The sequence below is a fragment of the Coxiella endosymbiont of Amblyomma americanum genome (assembly GCF_000815025.1).
Taxonomy (GTDB): Bacteria; Pseudomonadota; Gammaproteobacteria; order Coxiellales; family Coxiellaceae; genus Coxiella.
In genome coordinates this window covers 266548-286664 of sequence record NZ_CP007541.1, presented here as the reverse complement: position 1 = coordinate 286664, position 20117 = coordinate 266548, and the positions used below count along the sequence as shown (strand labels likewise).

Here is a 20117-nt window from a genome sequence, read left to right as displayed (position 1 = left end):
CGTTTCTATTCAATTTTACCTTTGTGTTGTGAATATTAATTGGTCATCTCCTTTTATGACCTCAATAATCGAATCCGAAACAAATGTCCCTTCTAATATCGCTTGAGATAGTGGATTTTCTAAGTATTGCTGTAAAACTCTTTTTAAAGGTCTTGCACCATAAATAGGATCATAACCAAGCTTAGCTAAATAATTAATAACTTCATCACTTACTTTTAATTGATACCCTCGTTCCTTCAAACGATTTTTGATTTGTTCAATTTGAATCACTGTAATATTACAAATTTGATTCTCTTTTAAGGAATGAAAAACAACAACTTCATCAATTCGATTAGTAAACTCTGGCCTGAAATGCTGAGAAACTATTCCCATTACAATCGTTTTCATTTTAGCATAATGTTCTCCGGCAAGCTCTTGAATTAACTGAGAACCAAGATTTGAAGTCATCACCACGACAGTATTACGAAAATCGACTGTCCTTCCGTGACCATCGGTTAATCGCCCATCATCAAGAACTTGTAATAAAACATTAAACACATCACTATGTGCTTTTTCTATTTCATCTAATAAAACAACAGAATAAGGACGTCTTCGAACAGTCTCAGTAAGATACCCTCCTGCTTCGTAACCAATATAACCGGGAGGGGCTCCAATCAATCGAGCAACAGAATGTTTCTCCATAAACTCAGACATATCAAGACGAACCATAGCCTCCGAAGTGTCAAAGAGAAAAACAGCTAATGCCTTACACAATTCAGTTTTACCTACACCAGTAGGACCTAAAAAGAGAAGAGACCCAATGGGTCGATTTGGATCTGACAATCCAGCGCGAGAACGACGAATAGCATTTGACACAGCTTTTACCGCTTCGTCTTGACCAACGACTCTCCTATGCAGTTCTGTCTCCATGTTGAGTAACTTCGTACGTTCTCCCTCAAGAATTTTTGATACAGGAATATTTGTCCATTTAGAAACCACTTCAGCCACTTCTTCTTCTGATACTCGATTTCTTAATAATTTACTCTCGCGTAATTGATCTTCCTGTTTTGCAGCAGAGTCCAATTTTTTTTCCAATTCAGGAATAATACCGTACTGTAACTTAGACATTCGCGCTAAATCTCCTAAACGGCCTGCTACTTCTAAATCAATACGAGCTTGCTCTAATTCTTCCTTAATTTTTTGAGTTCCATACACGGTTGCTTTTTCATTCTTCCATATTTTTTCTAAATTCCAATATTCTTTCTCAACATTTTTAATTTCTTTTTCTAAGTCTATCAATCGCTTTCTAGATGCCACATCTATTTCTTTTTTTAATGCCTCTCGCTCAATTTTTAATTGAATAAGCCGACGTTCTAAACGATCAAGTTCAACTGGCTTAGAATCTATTTCTATACGAATTTGACTCGCTGCTTCATCGATTAAATCAATAGCTTTATCAGGTAAATTTCGATCGGTAATGTAACGTTGAGACAAAGTTGCCGCGGCGATTATAGCAGGGTCCGTAATCTCAACACCGTGATGTATTTCATAGCGTTCTTTCAATCCGCGTAGAATAGCAATAGTATCTTCTATGGACGGTTCATTCACCAACACTTTTTGGAAACGACGTTCTAAAGCAGCATCTTTTTCAATATATTTTCTATATTCGTCTAATGTAGTAGCTCCTACACAATGAAGCTCACCTCGAGCTAATGTTGGTTTTAACATATTACCAGCATCCATAGCTCCTTCTGCCTTGCCTGCACCAACCATTGTATGTAACTCATCAATAAACAAAACAACACGCCCTTCTTGTCTAGATAAATCCTTCAATACTGATTTTAAACGCTCCTCAAATTCCCCTCGAAATTTTGCTCCTGCAACAAGTGCTCCTATATCCAATGACAATAGCCGTTTGTCTTTTAATCCTTCTGGCACTTCTCCGTTAACAATACGTTGCGCTAATCCTTCCACAATAGCCGTTTTGCCTACTCCTGGCTCACCAATTAACACTGGATTGTTTTTGGTTCGTCTTTGTAAGACTTGAACAGTTCTACGAATTTCGTCGTCACGACCAATAACAGGGTCTAATTTTCCAGATTCAGCTTTTTCAGTAAGGTCAATAGTATACTTCTCTAACGCTTGTCTTTGTGCTTCAACATTTTGCGTGATAATACGCTCTCCTCCACGTAAACTTCCGATATTATTTTCAATAACTTTTCTATCAGCACCTGATGCTATTAGAAGATCACACAATCGACCTTTTATTTCCAACGCAGCTGAAATAAATAATTCTGAAGAAATATATTGATCTTTATTTTTTTGAGCTAACTTATCCATTAAAGTCAAAATTTGTATTAATTCACGTGATAAATGCACTTCCCCTCCGATGCCTTGAACTTGAGGATAAGAATCAATTGTCTTGTTCAAATCGCCAACCAGTTTGGGAAGATCAACACCTGATTTTTTTAATAACGTTGCAATAGGTCCATTTTCTTGTTCTAACAATAATTTCATTACATGAACTGGCTCTATAAATTGTTGATCTCGACCGATAACCAAAGATTGAGCATCAGACAACGCTGTTTGAAATAATGTGGTAAACTTATCCATTCGCATAAGAACATTCTCCGGATTTGATTTAAATAATCACACAAAAGCCTACAAAAGTTAACCCTACTAACACCTAAAGATAAGCAACTGCTTTTTTCAAGATAAAGATAATTGTAATCATATTTCTAAAAAATACATGCCATCAGAGTCTCAGTAATCGTAAAATCGCTATTTTATACCCACTTCTAGCCAACCAATATTTATAATGAAAACGATTTACTTATTTTCTTTTTGAGAAACTCTATTATATATTCAATAGGCAAATACTCTCTAACAGAGCTCCTACGAAATTTATATTCTAGGGTATTTTTATGCAAACTATTCTCACTCACAACCAATCGATGCGGAATACCTATTAAATCTATATCTGCAAAAATAACACCTGGACGTTCTTCACGATCATCCCAGAATACTTCGAAACCTGCTTCAGTCAATTCGTGGTAAATGCGTTCACAAGTCGTCTGCACTCGATAGGATGTTTTCTTATTTAAACCAATTAATCCTATTGAAAAAGGAGCAATTTCTTCAGGCCAAATAATCCCTGCGTTATCATGATTCTGTTCTATTATTGCTGCTATTGTTCTTGAAACACCTATACCATAACAACCCATTTGTACATAACGATTTTTCCCCATTGCATCAATAACAGTGGCATTCATTTTACGACTATATTTTTCCCCAAGTTGAAACACCTGTCCAATTTCTATACTTCGGGTAAATTGCAATTTTCCCTTACCATCAGGGCTTCGGTCACCTACAACTACCTTTCTAAGATCAGCAACGTTTTCTAAACGAATATCGCGATCCCAATTAACATTTATAAAATAAAAATTACTTTCATTGGCCCCACAACAGAAATCTGACAAATGCGCAGCATCTCTATCGACAATATGAGGAATCGTCAAATTCACGGGTCCTAAAAATACAGAACCGGAACCTACGATTTCTAAGATTTCTTTTTTAGTAGCAAAAACCAATGGAGAAGCAACTCCAGATATATTTTGAGCTTTTAAAAAATTAAGTTCATGATCACCCCGTAAAATTAACGCTATAAAGGGAACATTCTTTCCTTTTACAATAAGAGTTTTTACTACTTTTTTAATGGAAACATTTATTGACTTAGCCAATTCTTTAATTGTACGAACACCTATGACAGTTATTTTAATCATATCAGCCGTAGGCTCGTCTCGATTACCTTCTGGAGCTTGTGCACTTGCTTTTTCGATATTAGCTGCATAATTGCTTTTATTGCTATAAACTATGACATCTTCACCCACATTAGCTAATGCTTGAAATTCGTGAGAATAATTACCTCCTATGGCGCCAGTATCTGCTAATACTGCACGGAAATTTAATCCTAAACGCGTAAAAATTCGTATATACGTATCATACATTTTATTATAAGTTGCTCTCATACTGCTTTTATTGAGATCAAAAGAATAAGCATCTTGCATCAAAAATTCGCGAGAACGTATTACACCAAAACGTGGACGAATTTCATCACGAAATTTTGTTTGTATCTGATAAAAGACAACGGGTAATTGTTTATAACTACGTAATTCTTTTCGGATGATATTTGTAATTACTTCTTCATGCGTAGGACCGAAACAAAATGCATTGTTATGCCGATCAACTGTTTTTAACAATTCAGAACCATAAGTGTCCCAACGATTCGATTTCCTCCATAAACTCGCAGGCTGTACAATAGGCATTAATAATTCTAGCACTCCGCTTCGACTCATTTCTTCTCGTATAATATGCTCTACTTTTCGCAATACTCTCAATCCTAAAGGAAGCCAAGTATATAAACCACTTACCAATTTACGTAACATACCAGAACGAATCATTAAATGATAACTTATTAATTCTGTGTCTGAGGGAATCTCTTTAATAGTGGAAAAGAAAAATTTAGTACTCTTCATTAAAATATAGGATATAAGCACAATCGCCCTGCTTCACATAGAAGGAAAACGATAGTAAACAACATCATATTAGACTTTATTCAAAAATGAGTAAAGCAAGCTAAATAATCTACAATAATTATTCTTCAAAATATCTAAACAGTGTCGTATTTTTGTACGAAATCCATATCCGCAATAATTTCAATCAAAGATAAACGTTACTATAGTGAAAAATGAACTGCTATTTAGGTTTTATTTTATCAAAGAAAATAAAAAATAAGTAGTTTAATGTATTTATTATAAAAATTTACAATATTTATAGTCAGCACGAGAAACTGTAAGCATCCTAATATTTTCTAAAAAACAGAAAAATATTAGAAAATAAGCTAGACATTTCCTAGATTTTCAATTCATAATGGTCTTGCCAATATCGTTAAATTTTTATAAAACCCATATTCCCATATTGTATAAACTAAATTGTCTAACAATGTAAAGCAATAGTAATCGTATTAAAAGAAACATAAAATCAGATATTAATGTTTTCTTAAATTAAGGAGTGCTTGTTATTGATTAAAAGTTATATTAACAATCGATTATTCGAATTGCGAAAATTAATGAAAACAATTGGTACTGATTATTACTATATTCCATCCACCGATCCGCATAAAAATGAAAACACCCCTTCTTGTTGGCAACGCAGAACTTGGATTAGTGGATTTACGGGATCCTCAGGAGATGTAATTGTAGGGTTAAATAACGCCTTTCTTTGGACCGACTCCAGATATTTTTTGCAAGCAGAACAACAAATTAATAGCGAATTTTTTACACTGATAAAAACAACACAACATCAAACACTTACTATTGATCATTGGTTATATGCACAAAAACGCAAAATTCTTTTTGCTGTAGATCCACAGACTATTAGTATTCAACAAGCAAAAGAAATTAAAAAATCCTTAGCCCCACAAGGAGGTAAACTCCTATTTTTAGAAAACAATCTCGTAGATCAACTATGGAAAGATCGACCAGAATTGCCAAATTATACTATTCGATTGCATCCTAAAAAATATGCTGGTGTACATTCTAAAGAAAAACTTACTGCCCTTCGAAAAACGATGAAAGTAAACGGAGCAAACGCTCTTGTAATTAATATCCTTGATGCTATTGCATGGCTCTTTAATATTCGAGGGAGCGATATTAATCACAATCCATTAACTATAAGCTATGCTATCATTACCAATAATGAAGCATGCATATTTATAAACTCACACAAACTGACTGAGAAGCATAAGGCTTATTTTAAAAAGATTCATGTACAAATTCGTCCTTATTCAGCCTTAGAAAAAGCGCTTACCATCATATCGCACTCTGTTTGGATCGACCCTGATACAAGTAATTGGTGGATCCAGAAACAATTGAAAAATGTCAAGGATTTTGTTTATAAACCCTCTCCTATTACGTTAGCAAAAGCTATCAAAAACCCTATAGAGCAAAAAAATACACGTGATGAGGCACATATCGCCGATGCTATCGCAATGATACGGTTTTTATACTGGCTAGAAAATTATTGGAAAAATGGTGTGAATGAAATAACAGCTGCAAAAAAACTAGAAGCCCTGCGTAGAAAGGATGCACGCTGTTTAGATTTAAGCTTTCCTAGTATTAGTGGTTTTGGTGTGCACAGTGCTATCGTACATTATGCAGCTACAACAGAGACTAACTTAACTATAGACGATTCTACACTTTACTTGATCGATTCTGGGGGGCAATATCTCTCCGGAACAACAGATATTACTCGTACTATTCATCTAGGAAATCCTACAGAAGAACAAAAACACCTTTATACCTTAGTCTTGAAAGGACACCTTGCAATTCGCAACACTATCTTTCCTAAAGGAACCTGTGGAGAACACCTCAATGCACTTGCTCATCAATTTTTATGGAAAGAAGCCCTAGACTATAGTCATGGAACCGGACATGGTGTTGGGAGTTACTTATGTGTACATGAGGGCCCCCAAGCCATCACAACTTTCTGCACAAAAATACCGTTACAACCAGGTATGATTATAAGTAATGAACCTGGTGTTTATATAACCAATCGATACGGGATACGCATTGAAAATCTTTGTCTAATCGTCGAAAAATTTACAGTACAAGATAGTATAACAGGTCATGGCCCATTTTATGGATTTGACGATCTTACATTAGTTCCTTATTGTCAGAAACTTATTAACACGCAAGATCTCACAAAAGAAGAAATAAATGAGATTAATCATTACCACCAGAAAATTTATCTTACATTAAAAGACGTATTGATGAATAATGAATTAAACTGGTTGTCTCAAGCAACAAAACCGTTGAAAAGCCCATAGAACTTCTACCAGCTAAAAATAGATAAAGACAAGATATGATAAAATAATATAAAACACTACTTTGTTTAAAAAAGAAAAGATATCATAACTTCTTTCATGCTACGGTCTTTATATTATTGCTGTTTGATATATATGTATTTCTTCTTTCCGTACAAGAAAAAATTACGAGTTCTTCTTAGTCAATACCGTAATTCTCTCTCTCTTCGAGAGAGATGCTGTGTGGCTCAAAAAATTTATAAAAAAATAATCGCTCTTCGCTGCTTTATGAAAAGCCGAAATCTTTCATTCTACAGAGCAAGTAACGGTGAAGTGAACATCGATAACGTAGTTGCAACAGCGAAAGCAATGGGAAAGAATTGCTATTTACCTGTTCTATATGCTAATGAACGACGCTTAAAGTTTTATTCTTATTTAAAAAATTCTTTAATTAAAAATCGTTTTAACATTGAGGAGCCCGATATATCTCAAGAAAAATGCATTTCTCTAAGCAATCTTGATCTAATTTTTCTGCCTTTACTTGCTTTTGATATGAAAGGCAATAGATTAGGTCGTGGTGGTGGATATTATGATCAGACTTTAGAATCCTTAAAAAATAGAAACTTAAAAAAACCAGTATTAGTAGGTATAGCTTATGAATTTCAAAAAATTGATACGATCCCGATCGAAAAATGGGATATTCCGTTAGATTTAGTCATAACAGAACAAAAAATCTATCAGTTTTAAGAATTACTAAATTTTTGTAACAAAAAAATAGATTATGGTCGTTGATTTCATTGATTTCATTTATTTAAACTCACTAATATCTACTATTTTTAAACTAGTGAGTATGATTTAAAATGGGTTGTGCCACGATTATACGTTACTTATATATTTTGTTGAGTTATATACTTTCTCCCTTTATCTTTTTCCGAACGTTATGCCAATTGTATAAAAAAGAAAACTACCGACATCGCTTTTTAGAACGTTTTGGATATATCAATACTATTGATATCAAAAAAAAATCCCTCTGGATACATGCTGTTTCTTTAGGAGAAGCTATTACTGCCGTTCCACTCATCAGTGCTTTATTAAAAAGCTATCCTCAGCACACTTTAATCATTACTACAACTACAGTTACTGGTTCCGAACAAATTCGTAAAAATTTTGGAGATCAAATTTATCACGTGTATTGTCCTTATGATTTTCCAGGATCGGCTAATCGGTTCTTGCAACGGATACATCCACAGTTAGCAATCATTATGGAGACCGAGCTTTGGCCTAACATATTATATTATTTGTATCGACAGAATATCCCTATTCTCCTGGCAAACGCTCGCTTGTCAAAGCGTTCTATGCACAATTATCTACGTGTTAGGCCAATTACTCAAAAAATGTTATCACAAATCACGTGCGTTGCGGCTCAAAGTGATATAGACGGAAAACGTTTTCTTCAACTTGGTTTACCAAATAATCGTCTATTTATTGCAGGCAATATGAAATTTGATTTACAAATATCTAAGTATTTGATTGAAAAAGGAAAAAACTTGCGAAAAAATTGGGGATTATTACACCCTACTCTAATTGCTGCTAGTACTCATGAAGGCGAAGAAATTATTATACTTAAAGTATTTCAAGAGTTGCGTCGTCAGTTTCAACATGCCCATTTAATTTTAGTGCCTCGCCACCCTAATCGGTTTAATAAAGTGGCTTATCTTTGTAAATCTATTGGTTTTTCAGTTGCAAAACGAAGTTTACATAAAATGCCTTCTTTAAAAAATGATATTTTACTAGGTGATGTAGTAGGAGAGCTTCGTTGGCTCTATGCAGCAAGCGATGTGGCTTTTATAGGAGGCAGCTTAGTTCCTGCAGGTGGACATAATTTAATAGAACCTGCTGCAATGCATCTTCCAATTATTAGCGGACCAAATTTACAAAATTTTTTACTGGTTAGCAAGTTATTGAAAACTGCTCATGCATTAATCATCATTTCTGACAGTACAAGTCTTTTGAAGAATGTAGTGCAATTATTTAATAATCCAAAAAAAAGAAAACAACTCGGAGAGTTGGCGTACCAAGTGAGTATAACTAATAAAGGTGCTCTTAATAGACATTTGCAATGGATTCATAAACAAATTACTGGAAACATGTACAAACAAAGGAAGTTAATTTAGAAAATCTACATTAAACAATATGAGTATTTTACCATTTAATTAATACAACCTATTTTTATATAGGATAAAGCTTGCTTTTTAAAATAACTAATAAGTTTCGAAGAGCCTGACCACGATGATTAATTACATTTTTTTCTTTAAAGTTTAATTCAGCAGCGGTACAGCGATAAGTTGGAACATAAAAAATAGGATCATAACCAAATCCGTTTTCTCCTTTTGGTTCATTGGCAATCTCCCCTTCCCATATCCCATGACAAATAAAAGGAGCTGGATCCTTTGCACTCGTCATTAAGGCTAAAACACAGTGGAAATTGGCAGTACGATCAGGATTTTTTGCTTTCTCTAATTCTCGTAAAATTTTTTGCATTCGGTCAATATCGGTTGCATAATCACCAGCATACCGAGAAGAAAAAACCCCTGGAGCTGAATTTAAAGCAAGAACGGTTAAACCAGAATCATCGGCCAACACGGGAAGATTCAAATACTTCATTGCGTGCCGCGCTTTAATAATAGCATTTTCTACAAAAGTCATTCCTGTTTCTTCAACTGAAGGGATACTAAATTTTTCTTGTGGAATAAATCGTACTTTAAAACTTTTAAAAAAACTTTGTATTTCTACTAATTTTCCCTTATTTTGGCTTGCCAAGACAATTTCTAGCATATTTTACTCTAAAATATTTTACTATAGATATAAATTTCATCGTTTTAGACTATTTTGCCAACAATCATCCTTGGTAATCCTGATAAATCGGGATAATCCCTAATATTTTGATATCCAATATTTTGCATAAAAGCAACAAGTTTTTTAGTTTGATCAAATCCATGTTCTAATAGCAACCATCCACCAACACTAAGATAGTTCTTTGCTTTTTCAATAATTATTTTAATATCTGACAGCCCATCTGGGCCACTAAACAAAGCCTCCTTTGGTTCATATTTCAACTTTTGGAAATAATTATACTTATTTGAAATATAAGGAGGATTTCCCACAATAGCATGATAATTATGTCGAGGTAAAATTTTACACCACTTCCCTAAGTAAAAATTAACATTTTTTATTTTATAATGTTCAACATTAGTTTTCGCTATTTTTAGTGCTTTCGGCGAAATATCAACAGCATCAATATGCCAATTTGGACATTCTGTAGCAAGAGCTAAAGCAATCGCACCTGACCCCGTTCCTAAATCAGCGAGTTGAATCTTTTTATCTTTTGGAAGCAACTTTAACACATGTTCCACGAGTATTTCTGTCTCTGGACGAGGTATAAATACATCAGACGTCACAACTAAACTTAAGGACCAAAATTCTTTTTTACCTAGAATATAAGCGATAGGCTCACCAAATAAACGACGTTCCACATGTCGCATTATTTGTCTCTGTTGTTTAGTAGTCAAGACAACTTCTGGATGAGCTAATAAATCAGCACGTGATTTTTCTAACACTGCCCCTACAAGTATTTCAGCATCCAATCTAGCGGTTTCTGAGCACTGACTCAACTTTTGTATTATATTATCTAGCAATTTTTTAATGGTAATCTGAAACACTAGTGTTCTTTTATTCCGTATTTAATTTAGTTAGTTGCTGCGCCTGTAATTCGCGGATTAAAGGATCAATGATACTATCTAGATTTCCTTCCATAATTTCATTAAGCTGATATAATGTTAAATTAATTTGATGATCAGTAACTCGGCCTTTCGGAAAATTATAGGTACGAATTCTTGCAGAACGGTCACCGCTACCAATAAGTGACTTTCTTTTCATGGATTGCTCTTGTGCTTGCTTCGATCGTTCCGCAATTAGTAATTTTGATTGTAATAAAGACATTGCTCGAGCTCTATTTTTATGTTGTGACCGTTCATCTTGACATTCAACCACTACTCCAGTAGGAATATGCGTAATGCGAATCGCTGAATCCGTTCGGTTGACATGCTGCCCACCAGCACCAGAAGCTCGAAAAGTATCAATACGCAATTCGGTAGGATTAATTTTAATTGCATCGATCATTTCTACTTCAGGCATTACTGCCACTGTACATGCAGAAGTATGTATTCTTCCCTGTGATTCTGTTATGGGCACCCGTTGAACTCGATGAACCCCAGATTCGAATTTCAATTGAGAGTACACCCTTTCACCAACAACACGAGCAATTATCTCTTTAAATCCACCACATTCTCCTTCATGAGCAGATATTATAGTCATATGCCATCCTTTTTTTTCTGCGTAGCGTGCATACATTCGAAATAATTCACCTGCAAAAATTGCTGCTTCACTACCGCCAGTACCTACACGAACTTCAAGAAAAATATTTTTTTCATCGTTGGGATCTTTTGGAATTAAAAGCATTCTCAATTGATTTTTTAATGCGTCTTTTTTAATAATTAGTTGTTTTAATTCTTCTTCGGCTAAATTTTTTAATTCTAAATCTTTTGTTACAACTATTTCTTGAATTGATTTAATAGCCTCACCGTTTTTTTCATAAGCTCGAAAACATTTTACAATCGGTTCTAGTTGCGCATATTCTTTTCCCAAGGCTCGATATCGATCCTGATTACTTATTATATCAGGATCACTTAACAACCTACTGACTTTATTATAGTAATAACTTAGATTTTTTAATTTTTTAATAAGAGAAACTTTCATTAGTAAAAGAAGTATCGATCATTTCATCAACGATATAATGTTACGCGACCCAGTTACAGATCCTTGTGTATCCTTCCTTCTAAAAACGTTGTTAACGTATCGTTAAAGTTAATTTATTTTGTTCTAATTCGTTCAATAACTATTCCAACACCATCAGCATCATCAAACACCGATAGTTTTGTAATACGCAATTGTACCCAATGTACCAATGAAAACTCAGAAAAAAGAAAAGCAGCGCATCGATTTGCCAGCGTTTCAACCAAATTAAACCGTCGATTACTAAAAAATTCAATTAAACCGCTTCGTACTACTGCATAATCAACAGTAACACTAAGATCATCTGAAATACCAGATAATTTACTGTCTATGCCCAAAAAAACATCGAGGTTAATAATCTGTGATGATGCCCTCTCGTGTGGTAAAATACCCAGCTGAGCCAATACCTTAAGATTTCTAATAAAAAGCTTATCCACCAGACTGCTTTTCCCGAATCTCCTCAAAAGTTTTACAATCAATACATTTGCTTGCAGTAGGACGCGCCTCTAACCGGCGAATACCAATTTCTGCACCACAATCTTCACAGTATCCATATACTCCCTCTTCAATTAAGTCTAAAGATTGTTCAATTTTTTTAATAAGTCTGCGTTCACGATCACGTGTTCGTAACTCTAAATTAAATTCCTCTTCTTGACTAGCACAATCTAATGGATCCGCATAGAGATTAGCTCCTTCCTGCAAATAATTAACTGTAGAATCAACCTCTTCCATAAGCTGTTTTTTCCATTGAAGCAGAATCTTATGGAAATGATCTTTCTGTTTTTCATTCATATATCTTTCATTTGTTCGCATTTTATAAGGCAAAAAATCTACAATTGACATCTTGTTTATAATCATCACTTTAGCTATCGCTACTTATGTTATGACGTCTTAAGCAAATAATTTCAGTAATCACACACATATTCTATAACAAACCGTAAAACACACAAGAATTTTATTTGAAGTAACGTTAAACAGTAAATCTATAATATTAGTTTAATGTGAATATTTCACATTTATTTTTATAAGCATCAAAGATTATCATCCCAACCATTCACCGTGAAAGACGATAGTTGCTGGTCCAGTCATAATAATCTGATATGAAGGACCTTGCCAGTTAATAACAAGACTTCCACCGGGTTGATTGACAATAACACGTTCTTTCAATAAACCTAAGCACCTACCTATCGCTACTGCTGCACAGGCGCCGCTACCACAAGCTGGGGTTCTTCCTACCCCCCGTTCATAAACGTACAGACGAATGTTTCGTGTACTGACAATTTGCATAAAACCTACATTTATACCTTCTGGAAAACATCTGTGACTACTTAATCGAGAACCGAGTTTGTTCACCAGTCGTATATTGATAGTATCTACTAAGATGATTGCATGAAGATTTCCAATGCTTACTATATTAAACCTTACCTTTTTATTATCAATTTCTAGATTATAAAAATTATTAGTCCTATATGTAATAAAAGGAATATTAGCCGAATTAAACCTTGGCACTCCCATGCTAACAGAAATTTTATTATTAGATTGCATTTCAAGTTCCAAAATATCTTTTAACGTGGAGATACGCAATGATGCATTACGTTTTATAAGCTTATGAGAATAAATATAATACGCAATGCAACGAGCACCATTTCCACAGTGATTTGCTTCTTTACCGTTAGCATTGAAAATACGCATATGGAAGTCCGCGGTACAATTTTGATGAGGTTCAATAACCAACAGTTGATCAAATCCAACGCCTAAACGACGATCTGCCATTTGTTGGACCTGAGAAGTCGTCATTTTAAATGGTTGTTTCGTGGCATCAATCACTACAAAATCATTACCCAATCCATGCATTTTTGTGAAACGTATCTTCATTAATATAGGTTACTTTTTTAGAAACTGTAGATCTATTGTAATAATTTAGATAATTAATTATAAAAAAACAAACTTTAAAAACACACGAAATAGCACTTGGAATAGAAAAATTGTTTAATTCTAAAATTGACACTGACTTTCTATTAATATATCGTTGGTTTAATTACTTTTTTGGTAATAAAATAAAGGACCTCTAGATCCACAACCAGCGAAAATCAAAGAAGTAAAAATAAGAAAATTTGTCTTCGCCAATCAATATAAAATCATCGCTATGATAATGTGAAAAATTCTATTATAAGAGTAATAAGCACATGATATCTCCAAAGGAGAAAATTATAGGCAGCGTGATTTGGTTGCATGGATTAGGAGCTGACAGGCATAGTTTTTATGATCTAATATCTCAATTAGTCTTACCAAAAGATTTACACCTTCGCTTTATATTTCCTAATGCACCAATTAGGTCAGTCACGATAAATAATGGAATGCGGGCGCGTGCTTGGTATGATATTTACAGCCTCACTGATTTCACAAAAGAAGATAAAAACGGTATAATGCAATCTCAAAAATCCATTAACCAATTGATTAAAGCAGAAATTATTCAAGGTATATTAAGTTATCGCGTTGTACTTGCAGGATTTTCTCAGGGAGGGGCAATGGCTCTTTATACTGGATTGCGTTATTCAGAATCACTTGCGGGAATTATTGCCTTATCAACCTATCTTCCTCTCGTAAATCAAATAACTACTAACGAGAAAGAAGGTATGATATACCATCGGAAAATTCCTATTTTTATGGCTCATGGTAACTTTGATCCTATTCTTCCTATAACACTAGGAAGGAAAACTTACCAAATTCTAAGTCAACTAGGCTATCCTGTAGAATGGCATGACTACATTATGGGACATCAAATATGTCGTAAGGAAATTCAAGACATTGAAAAATGGTTAATTAACCTTTTTATTGATGTTACTTAATTCAATATTGCTTTTTTACAACCTATATTATCGATTCGAATCAATTACACATTATTTTTTCCTCTCAGTAAAGAGAGAAAGAGCGTAAGTGAGCAAAGAAAATTCCTTCATATCCAATTATTGTTGTATCTACTGCCTTATTTACACTATTAACTTATCTGTAGTAAAACAATATTCAAAAGACTATTATTGTTAGGATAATCTGACAATTTTATAAAAGAATTCTCGCAATGAGTCTAAGAAATTTATTTATTTTTGCTTTTTTCGTTATAATGTCGTTTTCTTTTCAGACAAGTGGTGTTGCTATGGTAAATGAAAGAAAAATTATTAAAACTTCTTCTTTATCAAAAGAACATCATCTTACCAAATCTTTACTAAAAAAATGGTCTCGGTATTTGTTTTATAAATACACTGCTAATATTCTTGGGTGGATCTCTGTTAAAAACAATCATCACTTTTTCTGTCATGGTTATTTTAAAGATCCTTTAATCGCAAACATGTCTATTCATTCTTCTTCAGACGGCAAACGGTCAATTATAATTACCACTAAAGGCTCTGCTATCTTCAAAAATAAAGGAATATCTGTTTTAAAAAAAAATATAGTTGTCACACAGCTTGGCCGTGTACTCAATGCTGATAAAGCTTGTGTATGTCGAGATGAAAAAACAGGAAAAATTAACAAGATTCTTCTTTTTCAAAATATTTTTTTACGTGAACCCGACAAGTTGATTATAGCGGATAAAGGGGAATTAACACTTTGTTCTAAAATAGTGACTTTAAAAAATGCAGCGTATTGTTTACACAATAACGATAAACGACTTCATGCCCTTACTAATGCTTGGGGAACAGCAAAGTGTATAATACAAGATACTTCCTCCCTGATTACTACTTTGCGATACGCCACCTATAGCACCTGCAGCCCTACTAATTCTGTATGGTGGTTTAGTGCCACAACATTAGTTTTAAATAAAAAAATACACCAGGGAAAAGCTTATAACGTACTATTGTGGTTCTATAATTTTCCTATTTTCTATTTTCCCTATTACAGCTTTCCTATTGATCATTGTCGAAAAACAGGGTTCTTAATTCCACACATTGGCCTTAATAATAATTCAGGACGATTTTTTTCCATACCTTTTTATTGGAAAGTCGCTTATAATTACGATCTTACATTAATTCCTGAGTTTATGACTAGACGCGGTCCTGCCATAAACATATTCTTTCAATTTTTAAATAAAATGAGTAAGGGTAGTATACGCGTAAACTACCTTTTTAACGACATATTCTTTCAGAAATTTCGTAAAAGTAGCGCAAACACAGTCTCTAATCCTATGTACACTAACAATCCCTTGTATGTTTTTTACATTAATCAATTAAAAAACATGAAAAACCAGCGAAAATTTTTCTCAATAAGAATGTACACTATTTTCAATTCTAGATGGTCATCTAAAATCATTATGAACTACGTTACAGACCCCTATTATTTTCAAGACTTAGACGAGAAAATAATAACAAATCCTCTTTCTAATCAACTTTTAAACCGCATTAGTTTACAATACAATGGGTTGCATTGGCAATTCAATGGAATGCTACAAGCTTATCAAACACTTCACCCGATTTCACAAATCTTCGATTCTGCACTCGATCAGTATACTAGATTACCAGATATAGATTTCAATGGCTATTATCCAAATATTATCCCATATATAGACTTTAATTTTAATGCAGAAGCAACAAATTTTAATTACCGTAACAGTAATAAAGATTATATTTCTAAACCCATTGGACAGCGTTTTCATATGAGAACCGGATTAGATTTCCCATTTTACTTTTCATTAGGTCATGTTACTTCACAGATATTAGTAGACACAACCATTTATCATATCCAATACTCTCATCTGCGCAAGATGCAAACTATTAGTCGGTTTTTACCAATTTTTGATATCAATTTGTTGCTTTACTTGTATCGTGATTTCAATTTTTGGAAGTATAATCTTGTTCAAACATTTGAGCCGCACGTCTTTTATCTATATATTCCATACCAAAATCAGGACAAGATACCAAATTTTGATACTACTTTATTACCTTTTTCTTTCGAACAATTATTTGCGTTAAATCGGTATACCGGTGATGACCGGCTCCAAAATGCTAATCAGATAAGCTTTGGTGTCACTTCCCACATTTTTATTGCTGAAACTCCTCTACTGATCATCAATCTCGGTTTTACCTATTTAATTGAAAAAAAAAACGTTTTGTTTTCTATAAGGGATTTACTATCCCGTTGTAATTTCCATTTTTCACCTATTGTCGGTGAGCTTACTTTTTGTCCTTCTTCTTCTTGGTCTTTAACCAGTAGAGTTGCGTGGAATCCTAATATTCAGCAAACTAATAATTCTTCTTCTGAAATAACTTATTCTAACAAGGGACATAAAATCACCGCAGGTTATACTTTTGTATGCAAAAACGACCAATCTGTCACGCACACTAATAGCACCATAAGTGTATCGCAAGATAATGCTCATAATCATAACAGCAATACTAGAGCGAGTATCGCTTATCTTTCCATGACATGGCCTCTTTCTGTTCGATGGTCTATTACAAGTCATCTAGATTACAATATTTCCTATCACCATACTGATATCGCTTTCGTTGGTGTACAATATAATACATGTTGCTGGGTATTAAGCTTCCTTACAAAAAGAACCTATAGATCCTCAGTTAATATTTATTCTAAAAACAATTATAGCACAACCTATCTTATTCAATTGGAGTTAAAAGGATTAAGTAGTTTTAAGAATGAGACTCTATTCTAAGACAATCTTAATCTGATGGAATACTTAAATTTTAATAGTGTAGAAAAAGTAACATGATATCAAAAATAATCAATTGTTTAATTATAATATCCTATTTTGCGATTAGCATCGCTAATACAGCGCAAGCTGCTACCTCTAACAATGAAAAATGTCTCGATAGAATTGTCGCAGTAGTAAATAATGAAATTATCACTCAAAATGAGCTCTGTCATGCTATGATGATTGCAAGAAAACAACTCGCTAAATACTATATCCCTATACCCAATGAGGAGATATTTCAAAAACAAATAATGAAACAACTAATTTATCAAAAACTGCAATTACAATTAGTTAAACATAATAAACTTAAAATTAGCAATGAAGAGGTAAATACAGCTATCAATGGAATATTATCTCAAAACAAATTATCTCAATCAGCATTCAAAGCAAAACTTGCTCAACAAGGTATTTCTTATCAGATATTTTTTCATCGAGTGCGAAAACAATTGTTAATTTCTCAACTAGAGCAGCAAGCAATAGCAAATAATATCATTATCAGTAAATCAGATATAATTTCTTTTCAGAAACAATACCAAACTCGAATTTCCCCTACTTGCTATCATGTGGCTACAATATTAATTCCAGTACCAGAAAACGCTACTCAAATTCAAATTAATCATGCAGATAAAGAAGCATGTTTATTATTAAAACAACTGAAAGAAGGATTAAGTTTTAAATTTGCAATTTCTGTTCATCCCGGTAGTAACGATCTCGGATGGCGATTGCTGAATGATTTTCCTCAAGTTTTTGTTAACTTCATTGAAAAAATGAAACCAGGCGATATCATAGGTCCGATAAAGACTTCTAATGGATTTCATCTCATTAAATTGCTCGGTAAAGAAACTCAAAATATGATTACTGATAGCCAAAAGATCCAACAAATTATCTACAAAAAAAAGTTTGAAAAAGCATTGAAACAATGGCTGAGACAGTTATACTGTGCATCTTACATTCGTGTTTACATTTGAGCATGACAACATTACCTATAGCTATCACACCGGGAGAGCCTGCTGGAATCGGTCCGGACATTGTAATAAAATTGCTGCAACATAAATTACCAACATCTCTTGTCATTGTTGCTGATCGCACTTTATTAACAGAAAGAGCAAAAGTACTCGGCCTAAAAATTCCCAATAATGTAACAATACACCACATTCCACTAAAAGTACGTTCTATCATAGGAAAACCTACTTATGATAATGCAGAATATGTTATAGAAACTCTTTTAACTGCTGCCAATGGCTGTTTAAATGGGAATTTTAGAGCCTTAGTAACAGGGCCTATAAGCAAAGTAGTTATAAACAATGCTGGTATTCCGTTTACCGGCCATACTGAATGGTTGGCCGCGCATGCGCATATAAAACAAACTGTAATGCTCTTTGTAGCAAATGCTTTAAAAGTAGCTTTATATACAACACATATTCCCTTATCTCACGTTTCTACTTTAATAAAAAAATCATCCTTAGAAAGATGTATCCGCCTTTTACATTCAGGATTAAAAAAATATTTTTCAATTAAGACTCCAATTATTGCGCTATGTGGATTAAATCCCCATGCCGGTGAAAAAGGACTTTTAGGAAAAGAAGAGTTATCAACGATAATTCCCGTTATTCAATCCCTTAATAATCAGGAAGATTTTTCTCTTATAGGTCCATTTCCGGCTGACACTGCATTTACACCGCAGGCAATTAAGAATTGTGACGCTATTTTAGCAATGTATCATGATCAAGGATTAACGCCAATTAAAGCTTTAAAATTCAATTGTATAGTAAATATGACGCTGGGACTACCGTATATACGCATCTCAGTGGACCATGGAACAGCGTTTGATCTTGCAGGAACTGGATTGGCTGATGAAAACAGTCTAATCGAAGCAATTACATTAGCAATAAAAATTACATGAACAGTTTTCATCTCGCGCGTAAGCGTTTTGGTCAACATTTTCTTAAAGACTCTATTATTTTGCAAAAAATCATTAAAGCCATTAACCCTCGAAAGACAGATATAATAGTGGAAATTGGCCCAGGTCAAGGTGAGTTAACTGGATATTTAATACATCAATGTGCCAAATTAATTCTAGTAGAGATCGATAAAAATCTTGTTTCTATTTTACAAAAAAAATATCGTTCTCTAAAAAACTTGGTAATTTACCAGTCAGATGCATTACAACTAGATTTTTTATCTTTAAAAAAGACATATAACTCACTACGCATTGTGGGTAATTTACCATATAACATTTCAATTCCTTTGCTTTTTCGTTTGTTTACTCAAATTGAGAGTATTAAAGACATGCATTTTATGTTACAAAAAGAAGTTGCATTACGATTAATTGCTCCAGTGGGTAACACAAACTATGGTCGCTTAAGTGTCATGACTCAGTTTTTCTGTGATAATATTTTGTTATTTAACGCTCCTCCTAAGGCTTTTATCCCATCTCCAAAAGTAGAATCGGCTTTTGTGCGTTTAATCCCAAGAAAAAATAAAAATGAAACCTTAAAAAATTTAGATTTCTTCAGCACTCTTGTTAAAGAAGCATTTACTTACCGTAGAAAAACAATTGTCAATGCCTTAAAAAAACTAGTACCAATTGGGCAATGGAACATGATTAATGATATTAATTTCAAAGCACGCCCCCAAGAATTAAGAATAGAGGACTTCATAAAAATTAGTGTCATTATGTCAAAGCTTGTTAATTTGTAAATATTTCTAACATTAGTTTGTTAC

Annotated in this window: 16 protein-coding genes; 8 read left to right on the top strand and 8 right to left on the bottom strand. The window is 33.5% G+C overall.

All coding sequences use genetic code 11. The features are described 5' to 3' along the window. Nucleotides 1-15: 15 nt before the first annotated feature. The gene (gene clpB / locus Z664_RS01300) at nucleotides 16-2598 is read right to left on the bottom strand and encodes an ATP-dependent chaperone ClpB (RefSeq protein ID WP_039669912.1); all 2583 of its coding nucleotides are present in this window, start codon (nucleotides 2596-2598) and stop codon (nucleotides 16-18) included. Between the two features lie 194 nt (nucleotides 2599-2792). Beyond that, nucleotides 2793-4514, bottom strand: coding sequence for a proline--tRNA ligase (locus Z664_RS01295; protein WP_039669911.1), 1722 nt, complete (start codon nucleotides 4512-4514; stop codon nucleotides 2793-2795). A 545-nt stretch (nucleotides 4515-5059) separates the two neighbouring features. Here Z664_RS01295 and Z664_RS01290 point away from each other — a divergent pair. From Z664_RS01290 to waaA, 3 genes are all read left to right on the top strand, one after another. Continuing rightward, on the top strand, nucleotides 5060-6865 hold the full coding sequence (locus Z664_RS01290; protein WP_230206123.1) for an aminopeptidase P family protein: 1806 nt from the start codon (nucleotides 5060-5062) through the stop codon (nucleotides 6863-6865). 96 nt (nucleotides 6866-6961) lie between these two features. Continuing rightward, the gene (locus Z664_RS01285; RefSeq protein WP_326844782.1) at nucleotides 6962-7588 is read left to right on the top strand and encodes a 5-formyltetrahydrofolate cyclo-ligase; all 627 of its coding nucleotides are present in this window, start codon (nucleotides 6962-6964) and stop codon (nucleotides 7586-7588) included. Nucleotides 7589-7701: 113 nt separating this feature from the next. After that, nucleotides 7702-9015, top strand: coding sequence for a lipid IV(A) 3-deoxy-D-manno-octulosonic acid transferase (gene waaA / locus Z664_RS01280; RefSeq protein WP_039669909.1), 1314 nt, complete (start codon nucleotides 7702-7704; stop codon nucleotides 9013-9015). Between the two features lie 55 nt (nucleotides 9016-9070). On the opposite strand, the gene rdgB is transcribed toward waaA, so the two are convergent. The 6 genes from rdgB to dapF all read right to left on the bottom strand — a co-directional run bounded on the left by rdgB (nucleotide 9071) and on the right by dapF (nucleotide 13567). After that, nucleotides 9071-9676 carry an RdgB/HAM1 family non-canonical purine NTP pyrophosphatase gene (gene rdgB / locus Z664_RS01275; protein WP_039669908.1) on the bottom strand — a complete coding sequence of 202 codons (606 nt, stop codon included), beginning with the start codon at nucleotides 9674-9676 and terminating at the stop codon, nucleotides 9071-9073. A gap of 44 nt (nucleotides 9677-9720) precedes the next feature. Further along, the gene (gene prmC, locus Z664_RS01270; protein ID WP_230206122.1) at nucleotides 9721-10560 is read right to left on the bottom strand and encodes a peptide chain release factor N(5)-glutamine methyltransferase; all 840 of its coding nucleotides are present in this window, start codon (nucleotides 10558-10560) and stop codon (nucleotides 9721-9723) included. Nucleotides 10561-10570: 10 nt separating this feature from the next. Further along, on the bottom strand, nucleotides 10571-11656 hold the full coding sequence (prfA, locus tag Z664_RS01265; RefSeq protein WP_039669907.1) for a peptide chain release factor 1: 1086 nt from the start codon (nucleotides 11654-11656) through the stop codon (nucleotides 10571-10573). Nucleotides 11657-11769: 113 nt separating this feature from the next. Next, nucleotides 11770-12129, bottom strand: a complete 360-nt coding sequence (folB, locus tag Z664_RS01260; protein ID WP_039669906.1) for a dihydroneopterin aldolase — start codon at nucleotides 12127-12129, stop codon at nucleotides 11770-11772. After that, nucleotides 12122-12550 carry an RNA polymerase-binding protein DksA gene (gene dksA, locus Z664_RS01255; protein ID WP_039669905.1) on the bottom strand — a complete coding sequence of 143 codons (429 nt, stop codon included), beginning with the start codon at nucleotides 12548-12550 and terminating at the stop codon, nucleotides 12122-12124. The genes folB and dksA overlap by 8 nt, the downstream gene beginning before the upstream one ends. A 183-nt stretch (nucleotides 12551-12733) precedes the next feature. Then, nucleotides 12734-13567 (bottom strand): diaminopimelate epimerase, encoded by an 834-nt coding sequence (dapF, locus tag Z664_RS01250; protein WP_039669904.1) that lies wholly within the window; start codon nucleotides 13565-13567, stop codon nucleotides 12734-12736. A gap of 311 nt (nucleotides 13568-13878) precedes the next feature. Between dapF and Z664_RS01245 the strand changes: the two genes are divergently transcribed. The 5 genes from Z664_RS01245 (at nucleotide 13879) to rsmA (ending at nucleotide 20093) form a co-directional block, all read left to right on the top strand. Continuing rightward, entirely contained in the window at nucleotides 13879-14541 is a 663-nt protein-coding gene (locus tag Z664_RS01245) for an alpha/beta hydrolase (RefSeq protein WP_039669903.1), read from the top strand. A gap of 230 nt (nucleotides 14542-14771) precedes the next feature. Further along, nucleotides 14772-17354, top strand: a complete 2583-nt coding sequence (locus Z664_RS01240) for an LPS-assembly protein LptD (protein ID WP_052246326.1) — start codon at nucleotides 14772-14774, stop codon at nucleotides 17352-17354. Between the two features lie 53 nt (nucleotides 17355-17407). Then, on the top strand, nucleotides 17408-18361 hold the full coding sequence (locus Z664_RS01235) for a SurA N-terminal domain-containing protein (protein ID WP_039669902.1): 954 nt from the start codon (nucleotides 17408-17410) through the stop codon (nucleotides 18359-18361). A gap of 2 nt (nucleotides 18362-18363) precedes the next feature. After that, nucleotides 18364-19296, top strand: coding sequence for a 4-hydroxythreonine-4-phosphate dehydrogenase PdxA (gene pdxA, locus Z664_RS01230; RefSeq protein WP_039669901.1), 933 nt, complete (start codon nucleotides 18364-18366; stop codon nucleotides 19294-19296). Then, nucleotides 19293-20093, top strand: a complete 801-nt coding sequence (rsmA, locus tag Z664_RS01225) for a 16S rRNA (adenine(1518)-N(6)/adenine(1519)-N(6))-dimethyltransferase RsmA (protein WP_039669900.1) — start codon at nucleotides 19293-19295, stop codon at nucleotides 20091-20093. The genes pdxA and rsmA overlap by 4 nt, the downstream gene beginning before the upstream one ends. Nucleotides 20094-20117 lie beyond the last annotated feature (24 nt).

Excerpts from the sequence above, each read along its gene's own strand:
- clpB (WP_039669912.1), bottom strand. The coding sequence starts at position 2,598 with ATGCGAATGGATAAGTTTACCACATTATTTCAAACAGCGTTGTCTGAT.
- Z664_RS01295 (WP_039669911.1), bottom strand. The coding sequence starts at position 4,514 with ATGAAGAGTACTAAATTTTTCTTTTCCACTATTAAAGAGATTCCCTCA.
- Z664_RS01285 (WP_326844782.1), top strand. The coding sequence starts at position 6,962 with ATGCTACGGTCTTTATATTATTGCTGTTTGATATATATGTATTTCTTC.
- waaA (WP_039669909.1), top strand. The coding sequence starts at position 7,702 with ATGGGTTGTGCCACGATTATACGTTACTTATATATTTTGTTGAGTTAT.
- rdgB (WP_039669908.1), bottom strand. The coding sequence starts at position 9,676 with ATGCTAGAAATTGTCTTGGCAAGCCAAAATAAGGGAAAATTAGTAGAA.
- prfA (WP_039669907.1), bottom strand. The coding sequence starts at position 11,656 with ATGAAAGTTTCTCTTATTAAAAAATTAAAAAATCTAAGTTATTACTAT.
- dksA (WP_039669905.1), bottom strand. The coding sequence starts at position 12,550 with ATGATTATAAACAAGATGTCAATTGTAGATTTTTTGCCTTATAAAATG.
- dapF (WP_039669904.1), bottom strand. The coding sequence starts at position 13,567 with ATGAAGATACGTTTCACAAAAATGCATGGATTGGGTAATGATTTTGTA.
- Z664_RS01245 (WP_039669903.1), top strand. The coding sequence starts at position 13,879 with ATGATATCTCCAAAGGAGAAAATTATAGGCAGCGTGATTTGGTTGCAT.
- Z664_RS01240 (WP_052246326.1), top strand. The coding sequence starts at position 14,772 with ATGAGTCTAAGAAATTTATTTATTTTTGCTTTTTTCGTTATAATGTCG.
- Z664_RS01235 (WP_039669902.1), top strand. The coding sequence starts at position 17,408 with ATGATATCAAAAATAATCAATTGTTTAATTATAATATCCTATTTTGCG.
- pdxA (WP_039669901.1), top strand. The coding sequence starts at position 18,364 with ATGACAACATTACCTATAGCTATCACACCGGGAGAGCCTGCTGGAATC.
- rsmA (WP_039669900.1), top strand. The coding sequence starts at position 19,293 with ATGAACAGTTTTCATCTCGCGCGTAAGCGTTTTGGTCAACATTTTCTT.